The following is a 26,491-nucleotide window of genomic DNA, read 5'->3' as shown; positions in this document are numbered from 1 at the left end:
TCCGGCCACTGGCTTTTGTTCACCCCTACCTTCCCATTGGCAAAACCCCCGGTCCGCGTCGCCGCGGCCGGGGGTCTCCTCTCCAAATCGTGGGCTCCGATGGCGGAGCCGATCTCAATCAGGCGGCAACCGCACTCGTCGGTGCCGCATCGCGCACACCCTGATCGACATGCGCGGCGAAAGGTTCGAAATTGTCAACGAAAAGCTGGACCAGCTTGGCGGCCGTGCGGTCGTATTCGTCCTTGTCGGCCCAAGTCGAACGCGGATCGAGAATGGCATCGTCCACCCCCTCCACGCTCACCGGCACCTCGAAACCGAAATTCGGATCCTTGCGGAATTCCGCATTGTTCAGGCTGCCATCGAGCGCGGCATTGAGCAGCGCGCGGGTGGCCTTGATCGGCATCCGATTGCCAGTGCCGTATTTGCCGCCGGTCCAGCCGGTATTGACCAGCCAGCAGGCGACCTCGCCCTTGGCGATACGTTCTTTCAGCAGATTGCCGTAAACGCTCGGGTGGCGGGGCATGAAAGGTGCGCCGAAACAGGTGCTGAAGGTGGCTTCCGGTTCGGTCACGCCGATTTCAGTGCCGGCCACTTTCGCCGTATAGCCCGACAGGAAGTGATACATCGCCTGGTCGGGCGTCAGCCGCGCGATCGGGGGCAGCACGCCAAAAGCATCGGCGGTCAGCATGATGACGTTAGACGGCGGCGGCCCCATATTCTCTTCCGAGGTATTGGGGATCGAGGACAGCGGATAGGCGCCGCGGGTATTTTCGGCGAGGCTGTTATCGTCGAGGTCGATTTCGCCCGCATCGTTCATCACCACGTTTTCGAGCACGGTGCCTTTCATTTTGGTGGTGGCGTAGATTTCCGGCTCTGCTTCGGGGTTTAGGCGAATCATCTTGGCATAGCAGCCGCCCTCGAAGTTGAAGACCGCCGTGTCCGACCAGCCATGTTCGTCATCGCCGATCAGCGTGCGGCTGGCATCGGCCGAAAGCGTGGTCTTGCCGGTGCCCGACAGGCCGAAGAACACCGCGCTCTTGCCGTCGGGACCGATATTGGCCGAACAGTGCATCGGCATGACGCCCTTGGCCGGTAGAAGATAATTGAGGATGCCGAAGACGCTCTTCTTCATTTCGCCGGCATATTTGGTGCCGCCGATGAGGATCAGCTTCTCAGACAAGTTCACCGCAATCACGGTTTCGCTGCGGCAGCCGTGACGTTCCGGATCGGCGCGGAAGGTCGGAAGGTCGATGATCGTATATTCGGGAACGAAACCGTCGAGCTCCGCCTCGGTCGGGCGAACCAGCAGCGTGCGGATGAACTGGTTGTGCCAGGCAAGCTCGTTGATGACACGCACATTCACGCGATATTCGGGCTGCGAACCGCCGAACAGGTCGGCCACGTACAGATCGCCCTTATCGGCCACGGCCTTGAGGAAATCTTCCTTGAGCGCGGAGAAATGCTCGCTCGTCATGGAAGCATTGTTGTCCCACCACACCGTATCCTCGGTTTCGGCATCGCGGACGATGAACTTGTCCTTCGCACTGCGTCCCGTGTGCTTGCCGGTTTCGACGACCAGCGGGCCGTCCTTGGCGCGGCGGCCTTCGCCGTTTTCCAGCGCGGCGGCGGTCAGCTCTTCCGAGGTCAGATTGGGGTGAATGGTGGCAGTGGTCTCGATGCCCTGCGCGGCAAGCGAGTGGGAAAGCGGAAAGGTCACTGAATCCTCCAGCGCATGATGCGGGTTGGTCCGGGAATCGCCTTCGCATACGAATGCGCGGCCTTCCCGCTCGCCAATAGTCGTCCCATGCCGTTGCGTCAAATTGCGGCCCGGCATTCAGTGCCGCTGTGGAACAGCGCCGCGTTGTTTTGCCACGACAATAGGGCTAGTCACGAAACGATGGAAAGCACAGGGCGAGAATCCATGCCTACGGGCGAGGAAAACCGGACAGTCATCGCGCTGGTCGACGATGATCGCAACATTCTCACTACAGTTTCGATCGCCCTGCAGGCCGAAGGTTTCGACACACGAGTTTACTCGGATGGCGAAGCGGCGCTGGGCGCCTTGTTGTCGAACCCGCCCGATCTGGCGATCTTCGATATCAAAATGCCCAAGATGGACGGAATGGAACTGCTTCGACGCCTGCGCGAACAGTCCCCGCTGCCGGTGATCTTCCTGACCAGCAAGGATGACGAAACCGACGAGGAAGCCGGCCTCGAAATGGGCGCGGACGATTATATCGCCAAGCCCTTCAGCCTGCGCCTGCTGCTGGCGCGCATCCGCGCGATCCTGCGCCGCAGCGGCGGCGATCATCCGCTGCTGCTGTCCGAACAGTTCGACGACAAGCCCGGCGAAGTGCTCGAGCGCGGGCGGCTGTTCATGGATCCGGCGCGGCACCACGTGACCTGGGGCGGGCAGGCGGTATCGCTGACGGTAACCGAATTCCTGCTGCTCGAGGCGCTGGCCGCGCGTCCGGGCGTGATCAAAAGCCGCAACCAGTTGATGGATGCGGCCTATCCCGACGATGTCTTCGTCGACGACCGCACGGTCGACAGCCACATCAAACGCATGCGCCGCAAGTTCCGCAGTATCGACCCGGCCTTCTCCGCGATCGAGACCCTCTACGGCGCGGGCTACAGCTTCAACGAAGGCTGAGACGGAGCGCGGAAACCATGTCCGAAACCGGCAGTGTGCTCAAAGGCGATCCGCGGCTCGAAAAGCTGCGCTGGTCGCGGCGGCTCTCGCTGACCAGTCGCATCCTCTTCGTCAATGTTCTGCCTCTGGTCCTGTTGGGCGGCGGGGTGATCTATGTCGATGCCTATCGCAAACAATTGCTCGACGAACGCTTCAAGCTCGCACTGGTCGAAGCGCAGATCACCGCCGAAGCGCTGGCCGGGGCGACACCCCAGCGCCAGGAAGCCTTGCTGATCCAGATCGGCAAGGAGCAGCGCTTGCGATTGCGCGTCTACGATCCGGACGGCAAACTCGAGGCCGACAGCTTCCAGCTCGCCCCGCCCAGCTTCACCCTGCCGCGCGCAGAGGACGTGGACCAGGACGCCTTTGCCTTGCAGCTCGACCGCTGGTTCGACCGGGTAGTCGGCGCGCCCGCCCTGCCCGATTATCTCGAACCCGAAAGCGACGATGCGGAGGACTGGCCCGAACTCAGCCGCGCGCGCGAGGAAAGCCTGACGCAGATCGTGCTGCGCGATGCACCCGACGGTACCCATGTGATCAACGCCGCCGCCCCGGTCGGGCTCGACGGCGATACACTGCTGCTCACGCGCAATCCGGTCGACATCACCGAAAGCGTGCGCGAAGCGCGGTCTACCGTCGCGCTGGTCGTGCTGCTGGCGCTGGCGATCTCGACCCTGCTGTCGCTATTCCTGGCCCAGACCATCGTGCGGCCCCTGCGCGAGCTGGTGCAGGCCGCGATCCGCGTCCGCCAGGGGCGGGACCGCCAGGTGGAAGTTCCGCGCCTGCCGCAGCGCCGCGACGAAATCGGCATGCTTGCCCGCTCGATATCCGACATGACCGCCGCGCTGCGTCAGCGGATCGATGCGGTGGAGCATTTCGCCGCCGACGTGGCCCATGAAATCAAGAACCCGCTCGCATCCTTGCGCAGCGCGACCGAATCGCTGGGCAAGGTCGAGGACCCGGCCCTGCGCGCGCAATTGCTCGACATCGCGACCCATGACGTGCGCCGGATCGACCGGCTGGTGACCGAGATTTCCGATGCCAGCCGCATCGATGCCGAAATGTCGCGCACCGAGTTCGAGCGAGTCGATCTGGCCCGACTGCTCTGTACGATCTTCGAAAGCCGCGAGACGCGCGACGAGAATGAGGGGCGCAGGCTGGAGATATCCGGGGCCGAGCGGCCGGTATGGGTCATGGGCGTTCCCGTGCGGCTCGAACGCGTGATCCAGAACCTGCTCGACAATGCGGTTTCCTTCTCGCCTCCGAACGGTCGTATCTGGGCCGACATTTCGCGCCGCGACGATTGGGTGACGCTGGCAATCTGCGATGAAGGGCCGGGCATTCCGGAAGAAAAGCGTGAAAAGGTCTTCCAGCGCTTTCATTCCGACCGGCCCGAGGAAGAGGATTTTGGAAACCATTCGGGGCTCGGCCTCGCCATCGCGCGCACGATTGCCGAAGCGCATGACGGTACGCTGATCGCCGCATCGCGTGAGGACGGCGAATCCGGCGCGTGTCTCAAGCTCGGCCTGCCGGCCGCTCAGAAACGATGAGCGCCACTGTCCTTGCCAATGTCACCGGCGTGATCGTCGGCGGCAGGGGGTTGCTGATCGCGGGGCCTCCGGGAGCCGGGAAATCGGCGCTTGCACTGGCGCTGATCGACCGCGGGGCGACGTTGGTGGGCGATGACGCGGTAAGCATCGCCCGCGAGGGCGGGTTCCTCACCGCCTCTCCCCCGCCCAACACAAGGGGAATGATCGAAGTGCGCAATGTCGGGATCGTCGAACTGCCGGTGGCCAGCGGTCCCGTGGCGCTGATCCTGCAGCTCGATCCGAAGGCCCCGCGCTATCCGCTGGACGTCGCGCTGCGCTTGATAGAAGGCATGGAGGTGCCCGCCCTGAATTTCGCGGCGGGTGATGCGGTGCAGGCCCTGCGCGCGGAATATGCGCTTTCGCTGCATGGACTCCCTCTCCCCAAACGCAACGAAAAGGCATAGGCACCGCCGCTGATGGCCGACGAATCGATTCCCCCCCAGCGTATCCTGCTCGTCACCGGTCTGTCGGGCGCGGGCAAGACCACCGCATTGCAAGTGCTCGAGGATCTGGGCTGGGAGACGATCGACAATTTTCCGATCCGTCTGCTCGGCGGTCTCGTCGCGAGCGAGGGCGGCACCGTCAGCGACACGCCCTTGGCGATCGGCTTCGATTCGCGCACGCGCGGTTTCGTCCCCGCCGAAATCATCGAAATGTGCAAGCAGTTCGAAGCGCGGGAAGATGTCGAACTCACCGCTCTCTTTATCGATTGCTCCAGTGCCGAATTGCAGCGACGCTACAACGAAACCCGGCGGCCACACCCGATGGCGCGCGGTCGGCCCGCACTCGACGGGATCAAGGCAGAGCGCGAACTGCTGGAGCCGCTGCGCCGCTGGGCCGATATCGTCATCGACACGACCGATTACGCGACCAATCATTTGCAGCAGCTCGTGCGTGAACGGTTTGCGGCCCATGCCGAGGGCAACATGACCGTGACCATTTCCAGCTTCGGTTTCGCCCGTGGCATGCCGCCGCTGGCCGATTTGCTGTTCGACATGCGGTTTCTCGACAATCCGCACTGGGTCGAAGGGCTGCGCGAGAAAACCGGATTGGACAAGGCCGTGGGCAAGCACATTTCCGCCGACCCCGCCTTCGCCCCGGCTTTCAAACGGATTCTCGAGCTGCTGTACGAAGTCATGCCGCGTTATACGGCGCAGGGACGTAGCTATCTCAACATCGCTTTCGGCTGTACCGGCGGTCGGCATCGCTCGGTCTATAGTGCAGAGCGTGCAGCCGAAGCCTTGCGCAAGGCGGGATTTTCGCCCACGGTCATCCACCGAAATCTCGGTTCGCGTCCCGCCGACCCGCTCGAGCGACGCTAGACCCCGGGGCAAGGAATGGTTAAGCGCCAAGCACGCATATCCTTCGGCATCGTAAACGGAACTGAAGCTGCATGATCGGCATGATCCTCGTCACCCACGGCAGACTGGCCGAACACTTCATCGATGCGATGGAGCATGTGGTCGGCAAGCAGGAAGGCGTGGCCACCATCTGTATCGGCCCCAATGACGATATGGAACAACGCCGCGCGGATATCGCCGACGCGATCAAGCAGGTGGATACCGGCGCGGGCGCGATCATCCTGACCGATCTGTTCGGCGGCACGCCTTCCAACCTCGCCATCTCGCTGCTCGACACCGGCCACATCGAAGTGATCGCAGGCATCAACCTGCCGATGCTCATCCGTCTGGCAGGCGCACGCAAAAGCATGAATGTGGTCGATGCGGTGAACGCCGCGCAGACCGCCGGTCGCAATTACATCACCGTTGCCAGCGAGTTCCTCGGCCAGGACCTCGAAAGCGCACGGAAAGCCTCTTGAGCGAGCTGCGCAAGAGCATCGAAGTGGTCAACCAGCGCGGCTTGCACGCGCGGGCCAGCGCAAAATTCGTCAATGCCGTGGCCGAACTGCCCAATGGCTGCACCGTGCGTGTGGCCAAGGGCGAGAACGAGGCAGCCGGCGGGTCGATCCTCGGGCTGATGATGCTGGGCGCGGCCAAGGGCGATACGGTCGACCTGATCGTTGCGGGCGACAATGCCGAAGCAGTGATGGCCGAACTATCCGCCATGATCGAGGACGGTTTCGGGGAGCCGTAGGATCATGGCCGAGCGCCGCCACATAACCGGGTTTTCCAATCCGACCGTCAAGGCGCTGCGCGCCCTGCGCGAGAAGAAGCATCGCAAGCTGGCAGGTAAATTCCTCGCCGAAGGGCTGCGCCTGCTGACCGACGCGCGCGAGTGCGGCCATGTGCCCGAAGTGCTGGTGCTGGCCGACCGGCGCGATCCGCATCCGCTGCTGTCCGCGCTCGAAACCGCGGTCGAGGCCAGCGGCGGCGAGATTATCGAAACCACGCCCGACATCCTCGCCAAGATCACCGGCAAGGACAATCCGCAGGCGGTTGCGGGCGTGTTCGCGGAATTCGACACCTCGCTTGCCGCGCTCGACCGGAGCAGCGCCGATATCTGGCTGGTCGCGCAGGCGCTGCGCGATCCGGGTAATCTGGGCACAATGCTGCGCACGGGCGATGCCATCGGAGGGGGCGGGCTGATCCTGATCGACGATTGCGCCGATCCCTTCAGCGTGGAGGCGGTGCGCGCCAGCATGGGCGCCGTGTTCACACAGCGCATTGCCCGCGCCGAATGGAGCGATTTCGAAAGCTGGCTGCGCAGCGTACCAGGCCAACAGGGCGGCCAGCTTGTCGCCGCATCCCTGCGCGATGCCCAACCTTATCGCGGTGCGCCCTACACTGCGCCCTGCTTCGTGATGGTCGGCAATGAAAGCCGCGGCCTGCCCGAACAGTACGAGATGGCCTGCGACCTGCGCGTCACCATGCCGATGAAAGGCCGCGCCGACAGCCTCAACGCGGCGGTAGCGGCGGCGGTGCTTGGGTATGAGGTGTTGGCGGGGTTGGAGGGATAGTTATTCTCCGTCCTCATGACCTTCGTCCGCAAAGTTAGCTAGTCGCCGCGGCTGCTTGTTGAGCGGAAGCGCTTCCGACAAATCCTTAGCCGACGTGTCGATGCTGAGAGCCTCGAAGCGCTCGCCGGTGCGGCGCAGATTGGTGTCGAAAGAACCTACCAGCGAGTCAAAGCTATTGTTGGCTTTGCCCAAATCGCGGCGCAGGTTGGACAGGTAGCCCGCGACCACACCGAGCCGGTCGTAGAGTTCCTTGCCCAGTTTCGCGATTTCCTGCGCATCCGCCTGCACGCCAGCCTGCCGCCATACCGTCGCGACCGTCATTGCAATGGACATGAAGTTGAGCGGGCTCGACAGTACCACGTTCTGGCGGAGCGCAAAGTCCAGCAGGTCCTCGCTTTGAGTCAATGCCGCATAAAGGACATGCTCGCCAGGGACGAACAAGATGACGAAATCTGCCGACCCTTCCACACTGTCCTGATAGCGTTTTGCTGCGAGCGCCTGAACGTGTCCACGAAGCTCGCGCGCATGTTTCGCGAGCAATACGGACCGTTGCTCTTCGGTCTCAGCCTCGTTGGCTTCCTTATACGTGTTGAAGACGTTTTTTACGTCGACGATCAGCTTTCGTCCGCCGGGAATGTTGATGATCGCATCTGGGCGCAGATCCCTGCCATCGTCATCTTTAACATTAACTTCCCGACGAAAGTCGGTTCGATCGGTGAGACCACAACTTTCGAGGAGATTTTCCAATTGTAGCTCACCCCAATCGCCGCGCGCTTTGGTGGCCCCCTGCAGGGTAGTGGTGATCTGCCGCGCCCCATCTATCACCTCTCGCTGCCCTGCCTTGACCTCCCCGATGACCCCCTGAAGCTGATGCCAAGCTTCCGATCGGCCTTTCTCCAACTCTTCCACTCGCTTGCGATAGTCCTCTAGCGTCCGACTAATGGGACCGGCCTTTTTTTCGAGTTCCGCTAGGCTTTCCTTGTTGAGATTGGCGAGGTGAGCACCAGCCCCCTCGAGAAACTTCGACTGCGCGCCAGCCAGCATTTTCTCCCCGATCTCTCCGAACTTGGCTTGCAGCTTCTCCTCGGCTTCGATCAAGCGAGCCAGCTCGCGCTCGAATTGCCTCTCACGCTCCGCATAGCGCTCTTCAAGGGCCTTTTCGCGCGCAGCGGTGCCGCTCTTCAGGGCATTAAGCTCCGAGGCTAGAGCACTCTTTTCGGTACGTATCGCGTCGAGCGCGCGTTCGTGTTTTTCGCGCGTCTCGCGCAGCTCCGCATCGAGCGCATCCGCGCGATCGGCGCGCACACTAGCGTTTTCGAGATCGACGATCGCCTTGCGAAACTTCTCGTCGAGCTCCTTGGCGCGCGTCTCGCTTTCGCCGTGCCGGGCCTGCCAGTCCTTGGCGGGCGCCGAGCCGAAGCGGTGGCCGAGAAAATAGCCCAGCGCGAGGCCGAGAACGAGCGCGATGATGGCGAGAATTGCGGGATCCATCGCGTGACATTAGGCGGAACGGAGAGGGAACGCCAGCCCCTCGACCACCCTACCCACAATCGTCGCCCCGGCCTCCGAGCCGGGGTCAGGCTTACTTTCGGTGCGACGGGTGGTTCGAAGAAAAGCGGGACCCCGGATCAAGTCCGGGGTGACGATCAAAGAGTTGCTGGAAAGACTGCCGACCTTACGCCGCTTCGCGCAGCTTTTTGAGCTTCTTCAGCGCCATGTTGCGCTTGAGGCGCGAGAGGTGGTCGATGAAGAGAATGCCCTCGAGGTGGTCCATCTCGTGCTGGATGCAGGTGGCCATCAGCCCGTCCAAGTCTTCTTCATGGGTCTCGCCCTCGAGGTCCTGGTAGCGCACGCGACAGGTTGCCGGGCGGTCGACATCGGCGAAGATGTCGGGGACCGAGAGACAGCCTTCCTGGTAGGTCGCCAGTTCATCCGCCGGATCGAGGATTTCCGGATTGATGAAGACGCGCGGTTCCTTCTTCACCGGATAGTGCACGTGCTCGTGACCGTCATGGTTGCACGGTTCGGGCTCGGCGTCGGTATCCTCGGGCTGGAGGTCGATCACCAGCACGCGCTTGGGCACACCGACCTGAATCGCGGCAAGGCCGATGCCGGGCGCGGCATACATGGTTTCGAACATATCGGAGACGAGGGTGTTCAAGTCGTCGCCGAATTCGTCGGGTTCGACCCTGGTCGACACGGTCTTAAGCCGGGGGTCCGGCACTTCGAGGATTTCACGGATAGCCATGTGGGCCAGATAGTCGCGAGCGCGGGATTCTTCAATTGTTCGTTGCGTGAGTTCATTGCGTGCGGGAAACGCCTCCGCGCTTCCCTTGCGGCTGCACCGGCCCACGCCCCCACCCGGCCACCCATAAGATACCGTGCCGTGGATGGCCGGGTGGGGGCGTGGGCCGGTGCCGCAAGCCTTCGACGGAGGTCGAAGGCGTACCCGACAAAAACCTACCCCACCGGCCTTCTGGCTCTCAACGCCTGCGCCAGCGTACCTTCGTCAAGGTAGTCGAGCTCGCCGCCGACCGGCAGGCCGTGGGCAAGCTGCGTGATCCGCACGGGATGCTCCTCCAGCCGTTCGGCGAGGTAATGCGCGGTGGTCTGGCCTTCGAGCGTCGCGTTCATGGCGAGGACGATCTCATCCACTCCGCCTTCTTCCACCCGCGCCATCAGCGATGCGATATTGAGGTCCTCCGGCCGCACACCGTCGAGCGCGGACAGCTTGCCGCCGAGCACATGATATCTTCCGGTGAAGAGCTTTGCCCGGTCGAGCGCCCAAAGGTCAGCCACATCCTCGACCACGCAGAGCGATTTCAGGTCGCGGCGCGGGTCGGCGCAGATGCCGCAGGGGTTGGTGGTGTCGACATTGCCGCAGGTCTCGCATTCGACCAGCGCCTCGCCGACGGTGGCCAGGGCCTCGAGCAGCGCGGGCAGCGCGCTTTCGCGGCGTTTGACCAGCCACAGCACGGCGCGCCGCGCCGAACGCGGGCCGAGGCCGGGCAGCCGTGCCAGCGCGGCGGCCAGCGTCTCGATCTCTTGCGATGCCATGAGGCGACAGATAGGGGCCGCAGCGAAACAGAGAAAGGCCGTCATGCGCATTATCTTCATGGGATCGCCCGATTTCGCGGTGCCAACGCTGCAGGCGCTGGTCGATGCGGCGCATGAGGTGGTGTGCGTCTATACCCAGCCGCCGCGCCCGGGCGGCAGGCGCGGCAAGGAGCTGACGAAGACGCCGGTGCACCAGCGCGCCAGCGATCTGGGAATCGAGGTGCGGCATCCCAAGTCGCTCAAATCAGCGGAGGAGCAGGAGGCTTTCGCCGCGCTCGACGCCGACGTGGCGGTGGTCGCCGCCTATGGCCTGATCCTGCCGCAAGCGGTGCTCGATGCGCCGAAATACGGCTGCCTCAACGTCCACGCCTCGATCCTGCCGCGCTGGCGCGGGGCGGCGCCAATTCACCGCGCGGTGATGGCGGGCGACCCGGTGACCGGCGTCACGATCATGCAGATGGAGGCCGGCCTCGACACCGGCCCGATGCTGACGATGGCGCGCACCCCGATCGAGGACAAGACGACCGGCGAACTGACCGAGGAATTGGCCGAAATCGGCGCCCAGCTGATGGTGGGCACGCTGATCGACCTCGAAATGCTGCATCCGCTGGAGCAGGACGACGACGAGGCGACTTATGCCGCCAAGATCGACAAGGCCGAAGCGCGGATCGACTGGGACCGCCCGGCACGGGAGGTCGTGCGCCATATCCACGGCCTCTCGCCCTTCCCCGGCGCCTGGTTCGAAGTGGAGGGCGTGCGGGTAAAGGTCCTGCGCGCCGAAGTGGCGCACGGTTCGGGCAAGCCCGGCGAAGTGCTCGACGAACGGCTCTCCATCGCCTGCTCCGAAGGTGCGATCCGCCCCGTCGAACTCCAGCGCGCGGGCAAGCCCAAGATGGACCTCGACACCTTCCTGCGCGGCAATCCCGTAACGAAGGGGACCACGCTGGCGTGACCAATCCCCCCCTTCCGTCATCCCAGAAAAAGCTGGGATCGGCCTCGATCGGGCACCAGGCATTGAGCGATCCCAGCTTTCGCTGGGATGACGGACCAAGGCCATGACCCGCTTCGCGCTTACCCTCGAATTCGACGGTACGCCATTCTACGGCCTCCAGCGCCAGAAGGACGGGCCGAGCGTGCAGCAGGCGGTCGAGGAGGCCGCCTTTCGCGTGCTGGGCGAAGAGGTGCGGCTGCACAGTTCGGGGCGCACCGATACCGGTGTCCACGCGCTCGCCATGCGCAGCCATTTGGACATCGAGAAGGACATCGCGCCCTATCGCCTGATGGAGGCATTGAACGCGCACCTGCGTCCCGATCCGATCGCGGTGACGCATTGCAAGGTGGTGCCGGACGACTGGCACGCGCGCTTTTCCTGCACGGGCCGCGCCTATGTCTATCGCATCGCCAACCGCCGCGCGCCGCTGACGCTGGACAAGAACCGGCTGTGGCAGGTCCCGCAGGAGCTCGACCACGAGGCGATGCACGCTGCCGCGCAGTCGCTGGTGGGCCTTCACGATTTCACCACCTTCCGCTCGGTCCATTGCCAGTCGGACAGTCCGGTCAAGACGCTCGACCGACTCGACGTCGAACGCGCCAGAACACCTTGGGGCGAAGAGGTTCGCATCCATGCCGAGGCGCGCAGTTTCCTCCACCACCAGGTCCGAAGCATGGTCGGCTGTCTCGCGCTGGTCGGCATGGGCCGCTGGCGCGAGGAGCAGGTGGCCGAGGCGCTGGCGGCGCGCGACCGGCAGGCGCTCGGCCTCAACGCCCCGCCGCATGGGCTCTATTTCGTCCGCGCGGTCTATCCCGAAGACACTTGACGTAACGTCGCTCTAGCCAAGTGTGCGGGAGAGGCGTAGCGATGCTCCGTAAACCGGATTCGAATAGGGAGGATGGACATGCCGACTACCGGAAAGCAGCTTTTTACCACTCTTGAAAGCGACGGTACGCTGACGGTCGAGATCGCACAGAGCGAGTTTCCCGATCCGACGGGCAATCAGGTGCTGGTCAAGATGGAAGCTGCACCGATCAACCCTTCGGACCTCGCAATCCTGACCGGGGCGGCCGATTTCGAGAATGCCGAATACTCGCCCGGCAAGGTCGTCGCCAAGATGCCCGAACCGTTCAATTCGGGGCAGAAGGCGCGCCACGGCCAGCGGCTTCCAGCGGGCAACGAAGGTGCCGGCACGGTCGTCGCCACGGGCGATTCCGACATGGCCAAGGCCCTCATGGGCCAGCGCGTCGCCTGCGTGCCGGGGAGCGCCTATGCCGAATATGCCATCGCCGATGCCGCTATGTGCCTACCGCTGGGCGACCATTCCGCAGAGGACGGCGCATCGAGCTTCGTCAATCCGATGACCGCGCTGGGTTTTGCCGAGAACGCCAAGATGGACGGCCAGAAGGCCATCCTGCACACGGTCGGCGCATCGAACCTTGGGCAGATGCTGGTCAAGATCTGCCAGGAAGACGGGCTCGATCTCGTCAACATCGTGCGCAAGCAGGAGCATGTCGACCTGCTCACCGGCCTCGGCGCGAAGCACGTGGTCAACTCTTCGGACGAGAACTTCTTCGCCAACCTCAAGGCGACCATCGACGAGACCGACGCCTTCTACGGCTTCGACCCGATCGGCGGCGGCCAGATGGTCGACACCTGTTTCAAGGCGATGGAGCAGGTCGCCGTGTCGAAGATGACCGAATATTCGCGCTACGGTTCGAATCAGGCGAAGCGCATGTTCATCTATGGCCGCCTCGACTTCTCGCCGACCACGCTGACGCCTTCCTACGGCTTCGGCTGGACGCTGTCGGGCTGGCTGCTGACCCCGTTCCTGCAGCATGCGGGCATGGACACGGTGATGCGGATGCGCAAGCGTGTGCTCGACAACCTCACCACGACCTTCGCCAGCAGCTACAAGACCAAGGTCGATCTCGAAGGCATGCTGACCAAGGATGCGATTCTCGACTATCGCCAGATGAAGACGGGCGAGAAATACCTCGTCATGCCGAACGGATAGCTCCCGAAACAGTCATTGCGAGCGAAGCGAAGCAATCCAGGGCGGGTCCGTGCCACTCTGGATTGCCGCGCGGCTTTGCCGCTCGCAATGACGTGATCTCTATCGCCCGTCGAAGGCGCGCTGGATGGCGGCAGGATCGCTCTCACCGCCAGCCAGCAGCAATTGCAGCAGGATGCGCGCCTTTTGCGGGTTGAGCGCGCGGGCAGCGATGAAGCCGTTTGCCGTGTCCTCCGGCTCGCGGTCGACCAGGCCCTCGTCGGCGCGGCTCGCACGAACCACAGGGATGCCGCGATGGGCGAATTTGACCAGCTCGGTCCGCGCGCTCTCGGGCATATTGCCCTCGCCCACGCCCGCAACCACCACACCGCGCGTCTCGTCGCCGATTTGTCGCCTCACGGTCGCCCCGTCGAGCCCCGCATAGGCGAAGACGACCACCACTTCGGGCAGTGTTTCGGGCCAGGCGAAGGCCGCCTGCGTTTCGCTGCGCCAGGGCGCGCCGAACCATTCGAGCGAGGCGGGCGTTACCAGCCCGACCGATTCGCGCGGGAAACCGCGAAAGGCCTCGGTCCCGCGGGTGCGCACCTTGCGCACATCGCGCGCGGCGAACACGCGGTCGCCCATCACCACCAGCACCCCGCGCCCGGAGGCTTGCGCATCGCTCGCCACGCGCACGGCATTGGCGAAGTTCCTGAGCCCGTCATAACCGACCGCATCGGCGGGCCGCATCGCCCCGACCACCACCACCGGCTTGGTCGCGGGCAGCGTCAGGTCGAGCAGGAAGGCCGTTTCTTCCAGCGTATCGGTGCCGTGGGTGACGATGATGCCGTGGCAATCCCCGTCCGCCAGCGCGGCCAGCGCGGCGACATGCAGCGAATGCCAGGTGCCCTGCCCGATATCCGCCGAATCGATATTGGCAATCTGGGTGCCCGAAAGCTCCGCCTCCAGCCCCAGTCCGCCGACCCGCTCGAGATAGTCCTCGATCCCGATCTCACCCGAACGATAGTCGTGCGCGATGGCGCTTCCCGCGATCCCGGCGATGGTGCCGCCGGTGGCGAGGACGGTGAGCTTGGTGGTCATGGCTCAGCGGCCTAGCGCCGCCAATGCAAACTCGGCAATTGATTTTGAAGATTTGGGCGCTATGTGCAGCACACCGCAGACATGGCGGTTCCCGTGGTTGGGGCGATTAGCTCAGTTGGTAGAGCATCTCGTTTACACCGAGAGGGTCGGCAGTTCGAGCCTGTCATCGCCCACCATTCCCTGTTGCAGGTGCGCCCAGCGCTACTCCGCAATCGCCGTGTCGATGGCGGCGCGGGCTTCCTCGGACGACCAATCATAGTCGCCCTGCACGCGCCAGACTTCGCGGCCGAGCGAATCGTAAAGCACCGTTGTCGGCATCATTCCGCCGCCGATGGCGAAGCCGAGCTCGTTCTGCGGGTCCATCCACGGTTCGAGCCATTCGAATGTGTTCGCGGCGAAGAACGGTTCGACCTTCTGTGCCCCCTGCATGTCCTGGCTCACCGTCAACACCCGCAGCCGCCCTTCGTACTCGCTTGCCAGTTCGTCCAGCAGCGGCATCTCCTTGACGCAGGGCGCACACCAGGTGGCCCAGAGATTGATCAACACCGGCGTGCCCTGCAGCGCGCCGAGGTTGAGCACACGTCCCTGCGGATCGGTGACATTGGCTGCGGGCATCAGCGTACCCGCCTCGCTATCATCGATCTGCCCGGTTGGCGCGGGTGAAGCGCTGCTTTCTTGCACCTCATCAGACGCGCCCCTATCGCAGGCGGCGACAGCAAGACCGAAGGTAATGGCAAGCGTGAACGACAAGCGGGACAAGGACAGCTCCAATTCGATGTGGGGCAGCAGGTTCGCCGAGGGACCTAGCGCGATCATGCGCGAAATCAACGCCTCGATCCCCTTCGACAAGGCGCTGTGGCGCGAGGATATCGCCGGCAGCCGCGCGCATGTCGCCATGTTGGCGAAGCAGGGCATCGTGAGCGAAGCCGATGCGCGGGCAATCGACGACGGTCTGCAACAGGTTGCCGCCGAATATGAACGCGACGGGGTGCCCGAGAACTGGGACCTAGAAGACATCCACATGACTGTGGAAGCGCGGCTGACCGAAATCGTCGGGCCGGTTGCAGGGCGGCTCCATACCGCACGCAGCCGCAACGACCAGGTGGCGACCGATTTCCGCATATGGACGCGCAGCGCCATGCAACGCGCCGTGGCCGGGATCGACGCCGTGCTGGGCGCGCTGGTGGTCCGGGCGGAAGAGCATGCGGACAGCATCATGCCGGGCTTCACGCATCTCCAGACCGCGCAGCCGGTCACGCTCGGCCATCACCTCCTCGCCTATTTCGAGATGCTGATGCGCGACCGTTCGCGCTTTGCCGATGCGCTGACGCGGCTGGACGAGTGCCCGCTGGGTTCGGCGGCGCTGGCCGGGACCGGATTCGATCTCGACCGCGAGATGACTGCCGAGGCACTCGGTTTCGCAAGGCCCACGCGCAACAGCCTCGATGCCGTGTCCGACCGCGATTTCGCGCTCGACTACCTGATGGCGGCGAGCCAGTGCTCGCTCCACCTCTCGCGCTTGGCCGAAGAATTCATCATCTGGGCGAGTCAGCCCTTCGGCTTCGTCAAGCTGCCCGACACGCTGTCGACCGGCAGTTCGATCATGCCGCAAAAGCGCAATCCCGACGCTGCCGAACTGGTGCGCGGGCATGCCGGCCGCGTGATCGGCTGCGCGACATCGCTGATGGTGACGATGAAGGGCCTGCCGCTCGCCTATTCGAAGGACATGCAGGACGACAAGCCGCCGGTGTTCGAAGCCGCGGGCCTGCTCGATCTTAGCCTCGCCGCAATGGCCGGGATGGTCGCCGACAGCGGTTTCGAGACCGCGCGCATGCGCAAGGCCGCCGAGGCAGGCCATGCGACCGCGACCGACCTTGCCGACTGGCTGGTGCGCCAGGCCGACATTCCGTTCCGCGAGGCGCATCATATTACGGGCGCTGCCGTGAAGCTGGCCGACGAAAAGGGCGTGGCGCTCGATCAACTCGCGCTCGACGACCTGAAGGCGATCGATCAACGCATCGATCAAGAGGTGTTCCAGGCACTGTCCGTCGATGCCTCGGTCGCGGCGCGCGCATCCTATGGCGGGACCGCGCCGGTTCGCGTAAGGGAGCAGGTGGCCGCGGCGAAGCAGCGCCTCGGGATGGAGGATTGATGCGTTACCGGGTCACACTTGTCGCTGCCCTGATGCTGGGCGCTTGCGGGCAAAAAGCCCCGCTCGAACCCGTGGAAGGCGCCTCCCTGCCCCCGGCTCCCTATGGCGCGGAGGTGCAGCCCGATGCCGATGAGCTGCTCGTACTCGATCCCGAAGCAGCGCCCGCCCGCAATGTCGAATTGCGCACCCGATCGGAAGAACGCGAAGACGATCCGTTCGACCTGCCGCCCGAGTGATTTCAACATAACAAGCAAGCCTTGCTCGACATAGGCACGGGCTTTGGGCACAGGCGCGCGCATGGATCATTTCCAGCCTCGAGACGGCGTGCTGTACGCCGAAGACGTTCCCCTGCCGCGCATTGCCGAGGAAGTGGGGACCCCCGTCTATGTCTATTCCCGCGCGACGCTGGAACGGCACGCACGCGTGTTCCGCGAAGCGCTATCCAGCCTCGACAATCCGCACATCGCCTTTGCGGTCAAGGCCAATCCCAATCTTGCCGTGCTGAAAATCCTCGCAAACGAGGGGTACGGCGCCGATGTCGTCTCGGGCGGGGAGCTGACACGCGCACTGGCTGCGGGAATGAAGCCGGAGGACATCGTGTTTTCGGGCGTCGGCAAAACTCATGCCGAATTGCTGCAGGGGCTTGATGAAGGGATCGGCCAGTTCAACATCGAGAGCGAAGAAGAGGGGTACGAACTTTCCGCCATCGCTGCACGGCAGGGCAAGCGCGCGGCCTGTGCGCTGCGGGTCAATCCCGATGTCGACGCGCGCACCCACGAAAAGATTTCGACCGGCAAGCGCGAGAACAAGTTTGGCGTTCCGCTGGATCGCGCGGCGGAAATCTATGCGGGGCTGGCGCGTGAGGATGGCCTCGATATGCGCGGCATCGCGGTCCATATCGGCAGTCAGCTTTCTTCGCTGGAGCCGCTGGAAACCGCTTTCGTCAAGGTCGGCACGCTGATTGCCGAGCTGCGCGACAAGGGTTGCACGGTGACCCACGCCGATCTCGGCGGCGGGCTCGGCGTGCCCTACAAGGCGGGCGAGCAACTGCCCGCTCCGGCCGATTATGGGGCGATGGTGGCGCGCGTCACCAAGGGCTGGAATGTCCGTCTGATGTTCGAACCCGGTCGCGTGATCGCGGGCAATGCGGGCGTATTGCTGACCCGCGTGATCCGCTCGAAACGCAGTGGAAACGGGCCTCCTTTCGTTGTCGTCGATGCGGCGATGAACGACCTTGCACGGCCTGCCATGTACGGCGCCTGGCATGATTTCGAAGCGGTCGAGCCCACGGGGGAGAAGATGACCGCGCATATCGTCGGCCCGATCTGCGAAACGGGCGATACCTTTGCCATGGACCGCGAATGCGATGCCCTGGTAGCTGGAGACCTGGCGGTGTTTCGTACTGCCGGAGCCTATGGCGCGACCATGGCCTCGTCTTACAATTCGCGCGGTTTCGTGGCGGAAGCGCTGGTCGACGGCGATCGCTACGCCGTGGTCGCCGAGCGAATCGCGGCCAGTGCGATCATGGATGCGGAGCGCGTTCCGGAATGGCTCGGCTGATGCGCGGGCGTCATGCATAGCCTTCCCCTCTTCCACCGCATCCGCGGAAAGCGCGTGGTGGTCGTGGGGACGGGCGACATGGCCGGGGCGAAGGCCCGGCTGGTGGAGCGTTGCGGAGGCCTGCCCTGCCCCGAAACCGAAGCCCATCATGCCATGATCGCTTTCGTTGCGCTGGAAGACAGCCGCGCCGCAGAGGCCGCCGCTTTGCGGCTCAAGCGCGCGGGGCTGCTGGTAAACGTCGCCGACCGGCCCGATTTGTGCGATTTCACTCTGCCGAGTGTGCTCGACCGCGATCCGGTGCTGGTGGCGGTAAGCACGGGCGGTGCCTCGGCCGGGCTGGCCAAGCATCTGCGCCTGCGGCTGGAGGCGATACTGCCCCAATCGCTGGGAATGCTGGCGACGGCATTGGCAGCAGCGCGCGATGCCATCCGTGCCCGCTTCCCCGATGGCAATGCGCGGCGACGGGCGATCGACACCGCTTTGCAGGAAGGGGGCGCGCTCGATCCATTCGCGAACCCCGAGGCCGGGACGGTACAGCAATGGCTAGCCGGGAGAAACGCGACCAAGCGGAGCGAAGTGCTGGATTTCACGCTGACCAGCAGCGATCCCGAGGAGCTGACGCTGCGGCAGGCACGCGCGCTGGGCATGGCCGATACCGTGCTGCACGATCCGCAGATACCCGAAGAAGTGCTGGTCCGGGCGCGCGCCGACGCGGTGCGCACGGCGCTTCCCGCCACACCGCCGGAAGCAGGCCTGACCGTCATTTTGAGACTGGATCAGATGACCGCCAGTTCCCCTGCACGCACTTCGGCGAAATAGCGCGCCATTGCATCGGCCGTGTTGTCGGCCAGGGCAATATAGGCGCGGCGCCGGTCGTGCGGATCGGAAACCCGTACCAGGAGATCGGCATCAACCATCTGGCCGATCCAGCGCAGCGCAGTCGTCGCCGGGACGCCAGCCGCAATGCACAATGAAGTGACGCTGACCTGCTGCCGCTCGGCCCGTGCAGCCGCCAGATCGAGCAATATATCCCAGGCGGGATCGGCGAAGTGGTCGGCATCGAAATAACGCGCGCGCAACTGGCGAGCCTTGATCAACCGCCGGATGACGGCAGCATCGGGAAGGCGGGGACGGTCATCGTCCTGATGCTCCGGCGTATAGTCTTGCCCCTCGCCATGCCACGCGGTGGCCGGAGCTTCGAAGCGGAACGCCCCACCCCCTTCGCGCTGGCCGGGTGAGAGCATTTCGAGCCGTTCCGCAATTCGACCGACCTGCTCGGTCAGGCGCAAAAGCATGAGCCGGTCCTCCTCGCCCATTTCGCGCAATCGCAGATTGGAAATGCGCGCCAGCACCCGGCCGATGGCGATCACTCGTTCGGCCCTCGCGGGATCGACGAGGATCTGCGGAGACGACATCGAAAAGCAGGCGAACACGCTGTCGAGCGCAGCCATTGTGGTGGAAACCACCATTTGCGCGCCCGCCTTGCCGCCGCGCATGTCGAGCCGGGAAAGCAGCGCCAGCGCATCGGCACTCGCCTGCCCGCAATCGATCAGCACCAGATCGCCCAGCGCGGCGAGCGGTCCCTGCGCATACTCTTCCAGACTACAACATTCGAGGAGGCGGAATCCGGCCGCCAGTACATCTTCACGCATTTCGGCGCGAACATGATCACGATCCGCCAGTACGGTCACCGAAAGTCGGTTGCCGGAAGAATCGCATTCTGGCTCGTAGCTAAAATTGGCCTGCATCGAGTCGTACTCCTTGCCTGACGAAGAGACATAGTGGGAACAAATCAGGATCAGGTCAAGAAGTGGAGCAAAAATCGCGAGACCGATTGAACCATTTGCCGCCCTGCTGCGACTATCCGATCATGTCAGGGCGGAACGCCAAAGCGCCGTCGGCGGAACGGCTCTATGACGAATTGCTCGTCACGCTGGTGCAATCTGGCGACCGGCGCGCCCGGGAACGGCTTGCGGTACGCTGGCAGCCACGATTGGCGCGCACCGCCCGGCGGCTCCTTGCCGATGACGAAGCGGCGCTGGGGGTGGTTCAGGAGACTTGGCTGTCGATCCTGCGCGGGGTCGAGGGCTTGCGTGATCCGACTCGCTTTGCACCCTGGGCCTTCGGCATCCTGCGTCGGCGATGCACGGATCATATCCGGAGGGCGCAGTCGAGCAGATTGCACAAAGCCGAGAGCGGGGAAGAACCCGATCTGCCCGCCACGGCGGATGATGCGTTAGCCATCCGCCAGGCCTTCGCTGCGCTACCCCGCGATCAACGATTCGCCGCGCAACTGTTCTTCGTCGAAGGGCTCACCCTCGCCGAGATCGCCGAGGTGCAGCAAGTGCCGCTGGGCACCGCCAAGACGCGCCTCTTCCACGCTCGCCGCAAGCTGAAAGTGGCCCTGAGCGAAGACAAACCAGGAGAAGACCTATGACCGATATCGACGACCAGATCCGCACCGCGCTCGACGCGGACGACAGAGCATTTCTCGACCGGCTGGAGGAAGATCGCGGCATGTTCCGACAGATCGGCGATGCCATGGGGGGCGCGCTGGGCGGCTGGGCCAAGCTCATGGCGGTGGTATCCTTCGCCCTCGGTGCGGCAATGATCTACACGCTCTATCAGGCGCTCGTTGCACCTGACGTGCGCGAGACGGTGCTGTGGAGCCTCGCAACGATCGCGGCGCTGATCGCGCAGGGTTTCCTCAAAGAATGGTTCTTCAACCGCATGAACATGCTCACTGTCCTGCGGGAAGTGAAACGACTGCAGGTGCAGTTGGCGATGCTGGAGGATCGTCGCGGTTAGGGCCTGATCTCTATCGGGGTTCCGTCGGGCACCAGGCTCCACAGCTCGGCGATCTCGGCATTCGAGAGCGCGATGCAGCCATCGGTCCAGTCGCCCGGCACCCGCTCGTCGAAAGGCAGGCCGTTGGGCTGGCCATGGAGGAAAATCAACCCGCCCGGCGAGCGGCCCCGGGCACGCGCATAGGCCCTGTCCTGCGCATTGGGATAATTGATATGCAGGCTGAGATAGAAGCTCGACTGCTCATTGCCATAGGTGATCGTATAGCGCCCTTCCGGGGTACGCTCGTCCCCCTGAAAGCGTTTGTGCCCCATCGGCCGGTCACCATATTGCAGGCCCGAATAGCTGCGGATCACCCGGCCGCCCTGATACACCCACAATGTGCGGTCCGACTTGTCGATGAGGACGAAATCCGCCCGCTCGCCCGGCCGCGCCTGCTGCGCATGGGCATGCGATGCTGGCAGCGCTGCTGCGGCAACTGCGATCGCTAAAGAAAGGGCGAGGCTGCGCATGATGGCATGCACCATACCGCGCATTTGCAATCAATCCATGAACGGGTCGCGCATCAGGATCGTGTCGTCGCGCTCGGGGCTGGTGGAAACCAGCGCCACCGGCGTTTCGATCAGTTCCTGCACGCGCTGGATGTATTTCACCGCATTGGCGGGCAGATCGGCATAGCTGCGCGCGCCTGCCGTGCTTCCCTTCCAGCCCTCCATCGTCTCGTAGATCGGCTCCACCGCAGCCTGGTCGGCGGCGTGGCTGGGGAAGTAATCGTAGACCTGCCCGCGCAGCCGATAGCCGGTGCAGAGCTTCACTTCGTCCATTCCGTCGAGCACGTCGATCTTGGTCAGCGCGATGCCGGTCACGCCGCTGATCGCGCAGGTCTGGCGCACCAGCACGGCATCGAACCAGCCCACCCGGCGCTGGCGTCCGGTAACGGTGCCGAACTCGTGGCCGCGTGTCCCCAGCCCCTGGCCGACCTCGTCGTCGAGCTCGGTCGGGAACGGTCCGCTGCCGACGCGTGTCGTGTAGGCCTTGACGATGCCGAGCACGAAGCCGGTGGAGTTCGGTCCAAGACCGCTACCGGCTGCGGCGGTTCCGCTGACGGTGTTCGAGCTGGTGACGAAGGGGTAAGTGCCGTGATCGATGTCGAGCAGCACGCCCTGCGCGCCCTCGAACAGGATCTTGGCGCCGGCCTTGCGGACCTTCTTCAGGCGTTTCCACACCGGCTGGGCGAATTGCAGCACGAAGGGCGCGATCTCGCGTAGCTGGGCGAGCAGCTCCTCGCGATCAATGGGCGGCTGGTCGAAGCCCGCCCGCAGTGCGTCATGGTGCGCGCACAGCCGGTCGAGCTGCGGTTCGAGATGGTCGAGATGCGCCAGATCGCACACGCGGATCGCGCGGCGGCCGACCTTGTCCTCGTAAGCCGGGCCGATGCCGCGCCCGGTGGTGCCGATCTTGCCCGAACCGGCCGCGGTTTCACGCAGACCGTCGAGATCGCGGTGGATGGGCAGGATCAGCGGGCAATTGTCGGCAATCGCGAAATTGTCGGGATTGATCTCGACGCCCTGCGCCTCGAGCTTCTCGACCTCGGCCTTGAGATGCCAGGGATCGAGCACGACGCCATTGCCGACGATGCTCAACGTGCCGGTGACAATGCCGCTCGGCAGCAGCGACAGCTTGTAGGTCTTGTCGCCCACGACGAGCGTGTGGCCGGCATTGTGCCCGCCCTGGAAGCGCACGACGGCGTCTGCCCGACTAGCGAGCCAGTCGACGATCTTGCCCTTGCCCTCATCGCCCCACTGGGCACCGATTACGGTCACATTTGCCATGAATACGCCTTTTCCCCTGCCCGGGGATCCACAAGGTCCTTCGACAGGACTCGACCAAGGGATGGAATGGAGAAGCGGATAGCCGCTTCAAATGCGGTGCGCGGGTTAGGGCTCGGGGCAAGGCGCGTCAAGCCAATGAAACCTTGCCGCGTGCCAGTCATTGATAGCGTAAAGGAGACACCATGACCGATTATCCCACACTCGCTCTCAACGATGGCCGCCGGATTCCCCAACTCGGTTTCGGCACCTGGCAGATCGAGGATGACCAGGCCGCTCAAGCGGTCAAAACCGCGCTCGACGTCGGATACTGGCTGGTCGATACGGCCGCCATTTACCGGAACGAACGCGGCGTGGGCGACGGGATAGGCGACTGGTCCGACCTCTTCCTCCAGACCAAGATCTGGAACGAGAGCCAGGGGTACGACCGGACATTGAAGGCGGCCGACAAATGCCTCGAAAGGCTCGGGCGCGATCATGTCGACATGCTGTTGATTCACTGGCCCTGCCCGGACAAGAACCTGTACGTGGACACATGGAAAGCGCTGATCGAACTGCGCGACCAGGGAAAGGCGAAATCGATCGGCGTGTCGAACTTTCGCGAAGAGGATTTGAAGCGCATCGTCGATGAAACAGGCGTCACGCCCGCACTCAACCAGATCGAACTGCATCCCGGCTTTCAGCAGCGAGCCCTGCGCAAGGTCCATGACGACATGGGCATCGTCACGCAGAGCTGGTCGCCGCTCGGACAGGGCGGCGGCATGGACGCAGCCGCGATCCAGGAAATCGCGGGCGAAACAAACCAGCCGCCCAGCGCGGTGGTGCTGCGCTGGCACATCCAGCACGGCCTCTGCCCAATCCCCAAATCGACCAGCCGCGACCATATCGAGCAGAACTTCGCCGCGCTTTCGTTCGAACTGTCGGACGATCATATGGCACGGATCGACGCCCTCGACGATCCCGAGGGGCGACTCGGACCTGATCCGGCGTCATTCGAGGGGTGATGCGAGGGGATGCAGCGCGCGCAAGGCGGTGCTAGGGGGCGCCGCGTGACCGACGACAAGACCAACCTCCCCATCCGCATTGCCGCGCTCTACCAATTCGCGCGGTTCGACGATCCTGCCGCGATCAAGCCCGACTTGCTTGGCGCGATGGAAAAAGCAGGGGTGCGCGGCACGCTGTTGCTCGCACGCGAGGGGATCAACGGGACCATTGCAGGGAGCGACGAAGGGATCGAGGCGGTCCTCGACCATGTGCGGACCCTGCCCGGCTGCGCAGAAATCGAGGTCAAGGAATCGCGCGCGGCGGCCATGCCCTTCCACCGCACCAAGGTACGGCTGAAAAAAGAAATCGTGACCATGGGCCAGCCCGATCTCGACCCGCTGGCGGGCGTGGGCACCTATGTCGCGCCCGACGATTGGAACACGCTGATTTCCAATCCGGAAACGATACTCATCGATACGCGGAACGATTACGAAGTGCAGATCGGTACTTTCAAAGGTGCGATCGATCCCGAGACCAAGAGCTTCCGCGAATTTCCCGAGTGGTTCCGTGCCAAGCGCGCCGAGATCGAGGCGCAAGGTGGCTCGCCCAAGATCGCCATGTTCTGCACCGGCGGTATCCGCTGCGAGAAGTCGACCGCTTTCGCCCGCGCCGAGGGTGTGAAGGAGGTGTACCACCTCAAGGGCGGCATTCTGAATTACCTCGAACATGTGCCCGAAGAGGAAAGCCTGTGGCATGGCGAGTGCTTCGTCTTCGACGAGCGCGTGAGCGTGGGCCACGGTCTCAGGCTCGGCGACCATGCACTCTGCCGCGCCTGCCGTCGCCCGCTGAGTGCAGAGGACATGGGGCACGAACACTATGAGGAAGGCATTAGCTGCCATCGCTGCTGGGATGAGCGGACGGACGAACAGCGCGCGCGCTATGCCGAACGACAGCGGCAGGAAATGCTCGCCGAGGCGCGCGGGCTGGAGCATATCGGGCGGCGCGAGGAAGCAGACCCCGATGGCTGACGCGGTGCTCTACAGCTTCCGCCGCTGTCCTTACGCCATGCGCGCCCGGATGGCGTTAAGCGTGAGCGGCGCGCCCTATGAGCACCGCGAGGTGGTGCTCCGCGACAAGCCACCGCAGATGCTCGAAGTGTCGCCCAAAGGCACCGTTCCGGTGCTGGTGACGGCGGAGGGCGAGGTGCTGGAGGAAAGCCTGGATGTCATGCGTTGGGCGCTTGGCCAGGGCGATCCCGAAGGCTGGCTGGACCGCGACGATCCTGCACTGGTCGAGACCAATGACGGCCCTTTCAAGCACCATCTCGACCGCTACAAATATGCCACGCGGTATGAGAATGTGGAGCCGGAGGAGCACCGCGCGGCCGCAATGGAAATTCTTGCACGGCTGGACCGGCGGCTGGATGAGAGCGCTTATCTCCGCGGCGCACAGCGCGGTTTCGCGGATATCGCCATTTTCCCGTTCATCCGCCAGTTCGCGAATGCCGACCGCGCCTGGTTCGACGCACAGGACTTGCCCCGGCTGCAAGCATGGCTGGCGGGGCTGGTCGATTCGGAGCTGTTTGCCGGGGTGATGCACAAGCATCCCCAGTGGAAGACCGCCTAAAGCGCCTTCGGTTCCTTGCCGTCGAGCACGTGCGAGCACCCCAGCGTGCGTGCATCGTCGCCCTCCGCAACCGCAGCAACCGTGCGCCAGCCGATCGCTCGCAGCCGCGCCGCCGCATCGCGATCATGGCCCAGCGGCAGGAAGAGCTTTTGCGCTTCCTCCGTCTTCATTGGCGCCAGCGCATCGAGCAACGGGTCCATATAGAGCGAGAAGCCGGTCGCAGCCTCGTTGCTGCCTTTGATCGTGTAGGTCCCGCCCCGGCCCAGCGCGCCGCGCGCGCCTTCGCCATAAAGCGTGAAACCGAACCAGCTCTGATATTCGAAGCCGTGACGCTCGGTCGGGTCGAGCGTTACGCGGGCGCGGGTGCCGATGGCCTCTGCTACCGCGCGCAGCCCTGCGATGCGGCTGGCCAATACCCCGCCAGCGTCCAGCGCGGCGAGCTTGGCAATCGCCTCGTCGAACGCACCGGTCGCGTAAAGCAGCGGCAGATACGCCTCGCCGCCCGCTTCGCGCAGGCCGCCTGCATCCTTGGTGTCGAGTTCGCGCCGCACCGCCTCGCGCTGTTCGGTATCGAGCGGCATGGCCTTGTCGGCCAGCGTGTCGACGAGATCGGGTAAGGTGAAATCGACCGAGATAGCGGCAACGCCCGCTGCCTTGAGCGCATCGATAGCGACCGAGACGATCTCGGTTGCCGCGACGACGCTGTCGGCACCGATCAGTTCGGCCCCCAATTGCAGCCGCTGGCGGGCCGGATCGAGCTGATCCGCGCTCAGGAAGGCGACATCGCCAGCATAGCACAAGCGCAACGGGCGCGGGGCTGCGGCCATGCCAGTCGCCGCGATACGGCCTACCTGCACCGTCATGTCGCTGCGTAGCGCCAGAGTGCGCAGCGAATCGGGATCGGTGAAGCGCACCATCCGCCGCGTCGCCACCCCATCCATCCGCCCGGCCAGCGAGCGTTCGAATTCCACCAATGGCGGCCGCACCCGATCGTAACCATGGCCGTCCATCGCATCGAGCACGGCACGCATGGCCGTGGTGATGGTACGGGCGCGGTCGGGAAGAGCGTCTTCGAGGCCGACGGGCAGGAGGTCGTCAGGTGTGGTCATGTTTCCTCATTCGTCATCCCGGCCCATGACCCAGGATCGCTTTCGTCCATGCGCCTAGCCGAGAGCGATCCCGGGTCAAGCCTGGG

At 64.2% G+C, this 26,491-nt stretch carries 29 protein-coding genes and 1 tRNA gene; 20 read left to right on the top strand and 10 right to left on the bottom strand.

Going from position 1 to position 26,491, the window contains the following annotated elements:
* Positions 1-118 precede the first annotated feature (118 nt).
* Positions 119-1,717, bottom strand: coding sequence for a phosphoenolpyruvate carboxykinase (locus MUY37_RS10665; protein WP_499195349.1), 1,599 nt, complete (start codon positions 1,715-1,717; stop codon positions 119-121).
* Between the two features lie 204 nt (positions 1,718-1,921).
* Between MUY37_RS10665 and MUY37_RS10660 the strand changes: the two genes are divergently transcribed.
* From MUY37_RS10660 to MUY37_RS10630, 7 genes are all read left to right on the top strand, one after another.
* Complete coding sequence (locus MUY37_RS10660) at positions 1,922-2,653, top strand: response regulator transcription factor (protein ID WP_499195348.1); 732 nt, start codon at positions 1,922-1,924, stop codon at positions 2,651-2,653.
* Between the two features lie 17 nt (positions 2,654-2,670).
* Positions 2,671-4,242, top strand: a complete 1,572-nt coding sequence (locus tag MUY37_RS10655; RefSeq protein ID WP_499195347.1) for a sensor histidine kinase — start codon at positions 2,671-2,673, stop codon at positions 4,240-4,242.
* Positions 4,239-4,685 (top strand): HPr kinase/phosphorylase, encoded by a 447-nt coding sequence (locus MUY37_RS10650; RefSeq protein WP_499195346.1) that lies wholly within the window; start codon positions 4,239-4,241, stop codon positions 4,683-4,685. The genes MUY37_RS10655 and MUY37_RS10650 overlap by 4 nt, the downstream gene beginning before the upstream one ends.
* 12 nt (positions 4,686-4,697) lie before the next feature.
* Positions 4,698-5,603: an RNase adapter RapZ gene (rapZ, locus tag MUY37_RS10645; RefSeq protein ID WP_499195345.1), complete on the top strand. Its 906-nt coding sequence runs from the start codon at positions 4,698-4,700 to the stop codon at positions 5,601-5,603.
* A 71-nt stretch (positions 5,604-5,674) separates the two neighbouring features.
* Positions 5,675-6,100 (top strand): PTS sugar transporter subunit IIA, encoded by a 426-nt coding sequence (locus MUY37_RS10640; protein WP_499195344.1) that lies wholly within the window; start codon positions 5,675-5,677, stop codon positions 6,098-6,100.
* A complete protein-coding gene (locus MUY37_RS10635) occupies positions 6,097-6,375 on the top strand; it encodes an HPr family phosphocarrier protein (RefSeq protein ID WP_499195343.1) in 279 nt (92 codons plus the stop codon). Before MUY37_RS10640 ends, MUY37_RS10635 begins: the two co-directional genes overlap by 4 nt.
* Positions 6,376-6,379: 4 nt before the next feature.
* On the top strand, positions 6,380-7,198 hold the full coding sequence (locus tag MUY37_RS10630; protein WP_499195342.1) for a TrmH family RNA methyltransferase: 819 nt from the start codon (positions 6,380-6,382) through the stop codon (positions 7,196-7,198).
* Here the strand turns inward: MUY37_RS10630 and MUY37_RS10625 are convergent, their stop codons facing one another.
* From MUY37_RS10625 to recR, 3 genes are all read right to left on the bottom strand, one after another.
* Positions 7,199-8,503: a DNA recombination protein RmuC gene (locus MUY37_RS10625; RefSeq protein ID WP_499195341.1), complete on the bottom strand. Its 1,305-nt coding sequence runs from the start codon at positions 8,501-8,503 to the stop codon at positions 7,199-7,201.
* Positions 8,504-8,873: 370 nt separating this feature from the next.
* Entirely contained in the window at positions 8,874-9,446 is a 573-nt protein-coding gene (locus MUY37_RS10620; RefSeq protein ID WP_499195340.1) for a peptide deformylase, read from the bottom strand.
* 212 nt (positions 9,447-9,658) lie between these two features.
* On the bottom strand, positions 9,659-10,255 hold the full coding sequence (gene recR, locus MUY37_RS10615) for a recombination mediator RecR (RefSeq protein ID WP_499195714.1): 597 nt from the start codon (positions 10,253-10,255) through the stop codon (positions 9,659-9,661).
* A 43-nt stretch (positions 10,256-10,298) separates the two neighbouring features.
* Here recR and fmt point away from each other — a divergent pair, with 43 nt between their 5' ends.
* The 3 genes from fmt (at position 10,299) to MUY37_RS10600 (ending at position 13,263) form a co-directional block, all read left to right on the top strand.
* Positions 10,299-11,207 carry a methionyl-tRNA formyltransferase gene (gene fmt, locus MUY37_RS10610; protein ID WP_499195339.1) on the top strand — a complete coding sequence of 303 codons (909 nt, stop codon included), beginning with the start codon at positions 10,299-10,301 and terminating at the stop codon, positions 11,205-11,207.
* Between the two features lie 103 nt (positions 11,208-11,310).
* Positions 11,311-12,072 (top strand): tRNA pseudouridine(38-40) synthase TruA, encoded by a 762-nt coding sequence (truA, locus tag MUY37_RS10605; RefSeq protein WP_499195338.1) that lies wholly within the window; start codon positions 11,311-11,313, stop codon positions 12,070-12,072.
* Positions 12,073-12,150: 78 nt separating this feature from the next.
* Positions 12,151-13,263 carry a zinc-binding dehydrogenase gene (locus tag MUY37_RS10600; RefSeq protein WP_499195337.1) on the top strand — a complete coding sequence of 371 codons (1,113 nt, stop codon included), beginning with the start codon at positions 12,151-12,153 and terminating at the stop codon, positions 13,261-13,263.
* A 99-nt stretch (positions 13,264-13,362) separates the two neighbouring features.
* On the opposite strand, the gene MUY37_RS10595 is transcribed toward MUY37_RS10600, so the two are convergent.
* Positions 13,363-14,340, bottom strand: coding sequence for an asparaginase (locus MUY37_RS10595; protein ID WP_499195336.1), 978 nt, complete (start codon positions 14,338-14,340; stop codon positions 13,363-13,365).
* A gap of 100 nt (positions 14,341-14,440) precedes the next feature.
* Here MUY37_RS10595 and MUY37_RS10590 point away from each other — a divergent pair.
* Positions 14,441-14,516: transfer RNA gene (locus tag MUY37_RS10590), tRNA-Val, on the top strand.
* Positions 14,517-14,541: 25 nt separating this feature from the next.
* On the opposite strand, the gene MUY37_RS10585 is transcribed toward MUY37_RS10590, so the two are convergent.
* Positions 14,542-15,099, bottom strand: a complete 558-nt coding sequence (locus MUY37_RS10585; protein WP_499195335.1) for a TlpA family protein disulfide reductase — start codon at positions 15,097-15,099, stop codon at positions 14,542-14,544.
* Positions 15,100-15,115: 16 nt separating this feature from the next.
* On the opposite strand from MUY37_RS10585, the gene argH reads away from it, so the two are divergent.
* The 4 genes from argH (at position 15,116) to MUY37_RS10565 (ending at position 18,871) form a co-directional block, all read left to right on the top strand.
* On the top strand, positions 15,116-16,492 hold the full coding sequence (gene argH / locus MUY37_RS10580) for an argininosuccinate lyase (protein ID WP_499195713.1): 1,377 nt from the start codon (positions 15,116-15,118) through the stop codon (positions 16,490-16,492).
* The gene (gene lptM / locus MUY37_RS10575; protein ID WP_499195334.1) at positions 16,492-16,728 is read left to right on the top strand and encodes an LPS translocon maturation chaperone LptM; all 237 of its coding nucleotides are present in this window, start codon (positions 16,492-16,494) and stop codon (positions 16,726-16,728) included. Before argH ends, lptM begins: the two co-directional genes overlap by 1 nt.
* A gap of 61 nt (positions 16,729-16,789) precedes the next feature.
* Positions 16,790-18,052: a diaminopimelate decarboxylase gene (gene lysA, locus MUY37_RS10570; RefSeq protein WP_499195333.1), complete on the top strand. Its 1,263-nt coding sequence runs from the start codon at positions 16,790-16,792 to the stop codon at positions 18,050-18,052.
* 12 nt (positions 18,053-18,064) lie between these two features.
* Positions 18,065-18,871: a precorrin-2 dehydrogenase/sirohydrochlorin ferrochelatase family protein gene (locus MUY37_RS10565; protein WP_499195332.1), complete on the top strand. Its 807-nt coding sequence runs from the start codon at positions 18,065-18,067 to the stop codon at positions 18,869-18,871.
* Here the strand turns inward: MUY37_RS10565 and MUY37_RS10560 are convergent.
* A complete protein-coding gene (locus MUY37_RS10560) occupies positions 18,829-19,800 on the bottom strand; it encodes a MarR family transcriptional regulator (protein ID WP_499195331.1) in 972 nt (323 codons plus the stop codon). The genes MUY37_RS10565 and MUY37_RS10560 overlap by 43 nt on opposite strands.
* Before the next feature lie 122 nt (positions 19,801-19,922).
* Here MUY37_RS10560 and MUY37_RS10555 point away from each other — a divergent pair, with 122 nt between their 5' ends.
* Both MUY37_RS10555 and MUY37_RS10550 read left to right on the top strand, forming a co-directional pair.
* Positions 19,923-20,489, top strand: coding sequence for an RNA polymerase sigma factor (locus MUY37_RS10555; RefSeq protein WP_499195330.1), 567 nt, complete (start codon positions 19,923-19,925; stop codon positions 20,487-20,489).
* Positions 20,486-20,860, top strand: coding sequence for a DUF6768 family protein (locus MUY37_RS10550; RefSeq protein ID WP_115416220.1), 375 nt, complete (start codon positions 20,486-20,488; stop codon positions 20,858-20,860). The genes MUY37_RS10555 and MUY37_RS10550 overlap by 4 nt, the downstream gene beginning before the upstream one ends.
* On the opposite strand, the gene MUY37_RS10545 is transcribed toward MUY37_RS10550, so the two are convergent.
* Both MUY37_RS10545 and MUY37_RS10540 read right to left on the bottom strand, forming a co-directional pair.
* The gene (locus MUY37_RS10545) at positions 20,857-21,393 is read right to left on the bottom strand and encodes a L,D-transpeptidase family protein (protein WP_499195329.1); all 537 of its coding nucleotides are present in this window, start codon (positions 21,391-21,393) and stop codon (positions 20,857-20,859) included. The genes MUY37_RS10550 and MUY37_RS10545 overlap by 4 nt on opposite strands.
* Before the next feature lie 6 nt (positions 21,394-21,399).
* Positions 21,400-22,689, bottom strand: coding sequence for an adenylosuccinate synthase (locus MUY37_RS10540; RefSeq protein WP_499195328.1), 1,290 nt, complete (start codon positions 22,687-22,689; stop codon positions 21,400-21,402).
* A 182-nt stretch (positions 22,690-22,871) separates the two neighbouring features.
* Between MUY37_RS10540 and MUY37_RS10535 the strand changes: the two genes are divergently transcribed.
* Genes MUY37_RS10535 through MUY37_RS10525 form a run of 3 tightly spaced genes read left to right on the top strand, consistent with a single transcriptional unit; the run spans position 22,872 to position 25,296 of the window.
* On the top strand, positions 22,872-23,690 hold the full coding sequence (locus tag MUY37_RS10535) for an aldo/keto reductase (RefSeq protein ID WP_499195327.1): 819 nt from the start codon (positions 22,872-22,874) through the stop codon (positions 23,688-23,690).
* Between the two features lie 45 nt (positions 23,691-23,735).
* Entirely contained in the window at positions 23,736-24,698 is a 963-nt protein-coding gene (gene trhO / locus MUY37_RS10530) for an oxygen-dependent tRNA uridine(34) hydroxylase TrhO (RefSeq protein ID WP_499195326.1), read from the top strand.
* Positions 24,691-25,296, top strand: coding sequence for a glutathione S-transferase (locus MUY37_RS10525; protein WP_499195325.1), 606 nt, complete (start codon positions 24,691-24,693; stop codon positions 25,294-25,296). Before trhO ends, MUY37_RS10525 begins: the two co-directional genes overlap by 8 nt.
* Here the strand turns inward: MUY37_RS10525 and MUY37_RS10520 are convergent.
* The gene (locus MUY37_RS10520; protein ID WP_499195324.1) at positions 25,293-26,405 is read right to left on the bottom strand and encodes an ATP phosphoribosyltransferase regulatory subunit; all 1,113 of its coding nucleotides are present in this window, start codon (positions 26,403-26,405) and stop codon (positions 25,293-25,295) included. The two genes, MUY37_RS10525 and MUY37_RS10520, sit on opposite strands and share 4 nt — an antisense overlap.
* Positions 26,406-26,491 lie beyond the last annotated feature (86 nt).

It is taken from the genome of Qipengyuania sp. ABI-127-1 (assembly GCA_022953095.1).
Taxonomy (GTDB): Bacteria; Pseudomonadota; Alphaproteobacteria; order Sphingomonadales; family Sphingomonadaceae; genus Qipengyuania.
This window is presented reverse-complemented; position numbering and strand designations above follow the sequence as displayed.

What these genes read in the sequence shown, in the direction of transcription:
- MUY37_RS10660 (WP_499195348.1), top strand. Translation starts at nt 1,922, where the DNA reads ATGCCTACGGGCGAGGAAAACCGGACAGTCATCGCGCTGGTCGACGAT.
- MUY37_RS10655 (WP_499195347.1), top strand. Translation starts at nt 2,671, where the DNA reads ATGTCCGAAACCGGCAGTGTGCTCAAAGGCGATCCGCGGCTCGAAAAG.
- MUY37_RS10650 (WP_499195346.1), top strand. Translation starts at nt 4,239, where the DNA reads ATGAGCGCCACTGTCCTTGCCAATGTCACCGGCGTGATCGTCGGCGGC.
- rapZ (WP_499195345.1), top strand. Translation starts at nt 4,698, where the DNA reads ATGGCCGACGAATCGATTCCCCCCCAGCGTATCCTGCTCGTCACCGGT.
- MUY37_RS10640 (WP_499195344.1), top strand. Translation starts at nt 5,675, where the DNA reads ATGATCGGCATGATCCTCGTCACCCACGGCAGACTGGCCGAACACTTC.
- MUY37_RS10630 (WP_499195342.1), top strand. Translation starts at nt 6,380, where the DNA reads ATGGCCGAGCGCCGCCACATAACCGGGTTTTCCAATCCGACCGTCAAG.
- MUY37_RS10620 (WP_499195340.1), bottom strand. Translation starts at nt 9,446, where the DNA reads ATGGCTATCCGTGAAATCCTCGAAGTGCCGGACCCCCGGCTTAAGACC.
- recR (WP_499195714.1), bottom strand. Translation starts at nt 10,255, where the DNA reads ATGGCATCGCAAGAGATCGAGACGCTGGCCGCCGCGCTGGCACGGCTG.
- fmt (WP_499195339.1), top strand. Translation starts at nt 10,299, where the DNA reads ATGCGCATTATCTTCATGGGATCGCCCGATTTCGCGGTGCCAACGCTG.
- truA (WP_499195338.1), top strand. Translation starts at nt 11,311, where the DNA reads ATGACCCGCTTCGCGCTTACCCTCGAATTCGACGGTACGCCATTCTAC.
- MUY37_RS10600 (WP_499195337.1), top strand. Translation starts at nt 12,151, where the DNA reads ATGCCGACTACCGGAAAGCAGCTTTTTACCACTCTTGAAAGCGACGGT.
- MUY37_RS10595 (WP_499195336.1), bottom strand. Translation starts at nt 14,340, where the DNA reads ATGACCACCAAGCTCACCGTCCTCGCCACCGGCGGCACCATCGCCGGG.
- argH (WP_499195713.1), top strand. Translation starts at nt 15,116, where the DNA reads ATGTGGGGCAGCAGGTTCGCCGAGGGACCTAGCGCGATCATGCGCGAA.
- lptM (WP_499195334.1), top strand. Translation starts at nt 16,492, where the DNA reads ATGCGTTACCGGGTCACACTTGTCGCTGCCCTGATGCTGGGCGCTTGC.
- lysA (WP_499195333.1), top strand. Translation starts at nt 16,790, where the DNA reads ATGGATCATTTCCAGCCTCGAGACGGCGTGCTGTACGCCGAAGACGTT.
- MUY37_RS10565 (WP_499195332.1), top strand. Translation starts at nt 18,065, where the DNA reads ATGCATAGCCTTCCCCTCTTCCACCGCATCCGCGGAAAGCGCGTGGTG.
- MUY37_RS10560 (WP_499195331.1), bottom strand. Translation starts at nt 19,800, where the DNA reads ATGCAGGCCAATTTTAGCTACGAGCCAGAATGCGATTCTTCCGGCAAC.
- MUY37_RS10555 (WP_499195330.1), top strand. Translation starts at nt 19,923, where the DNA reads ATGTCAGGGCGGAACGCCAAAGCGCCGTCGGCGGAACGGCTCTATGAC.
- MUY37_RS10550 (WP_115416220.1), top strand. Translation starts at nt 20,486, where the DNA reads ATGACCGATATCGACGACCAGATCCGCACCGCGCTCGACGCGGACGAC.
- MUY37_RS10545 (WP_499195329.1), bottom strand. Translation starts at nt 21,393, where the DNA reads ATGCGCGGTATGGTGCATGCCATCATGCGCAGCCTCGCCCTTTCTTTA.
- MUY37_RS10540 (WP_499195328.1), bottom strand. Translation starts at nt 22,689, where the DNA reads ATGGCAAATGTGACCGTAATCGGTGCCCAGTGGGGCGATGAGGGCAAG.
- MUY37_RS10535 (WP_499195327.1), top strand. Translation starts at nt 22,872, where the DNA reads ATGACCGATTATCCCACACTCGCTCTCAACGATGGCCGCCGGATTCCC.
- MUY37_RS10525 (WP_499195325.1), top strand. Translation starts at nt 24,691, where the DNA reads ATGGCTGACGCGGTGCTCTACAGCTTCCGCCGCTGTCCTTACGCCATG.
- MUY37_RS10520 (WP_499195324.1), bottom strand. Translation starts at nt 26,405, where the DNA reads ATGACCACACCTGACGACCTCCTGCCCGTCGGCCTCGAAGACGCTCTT.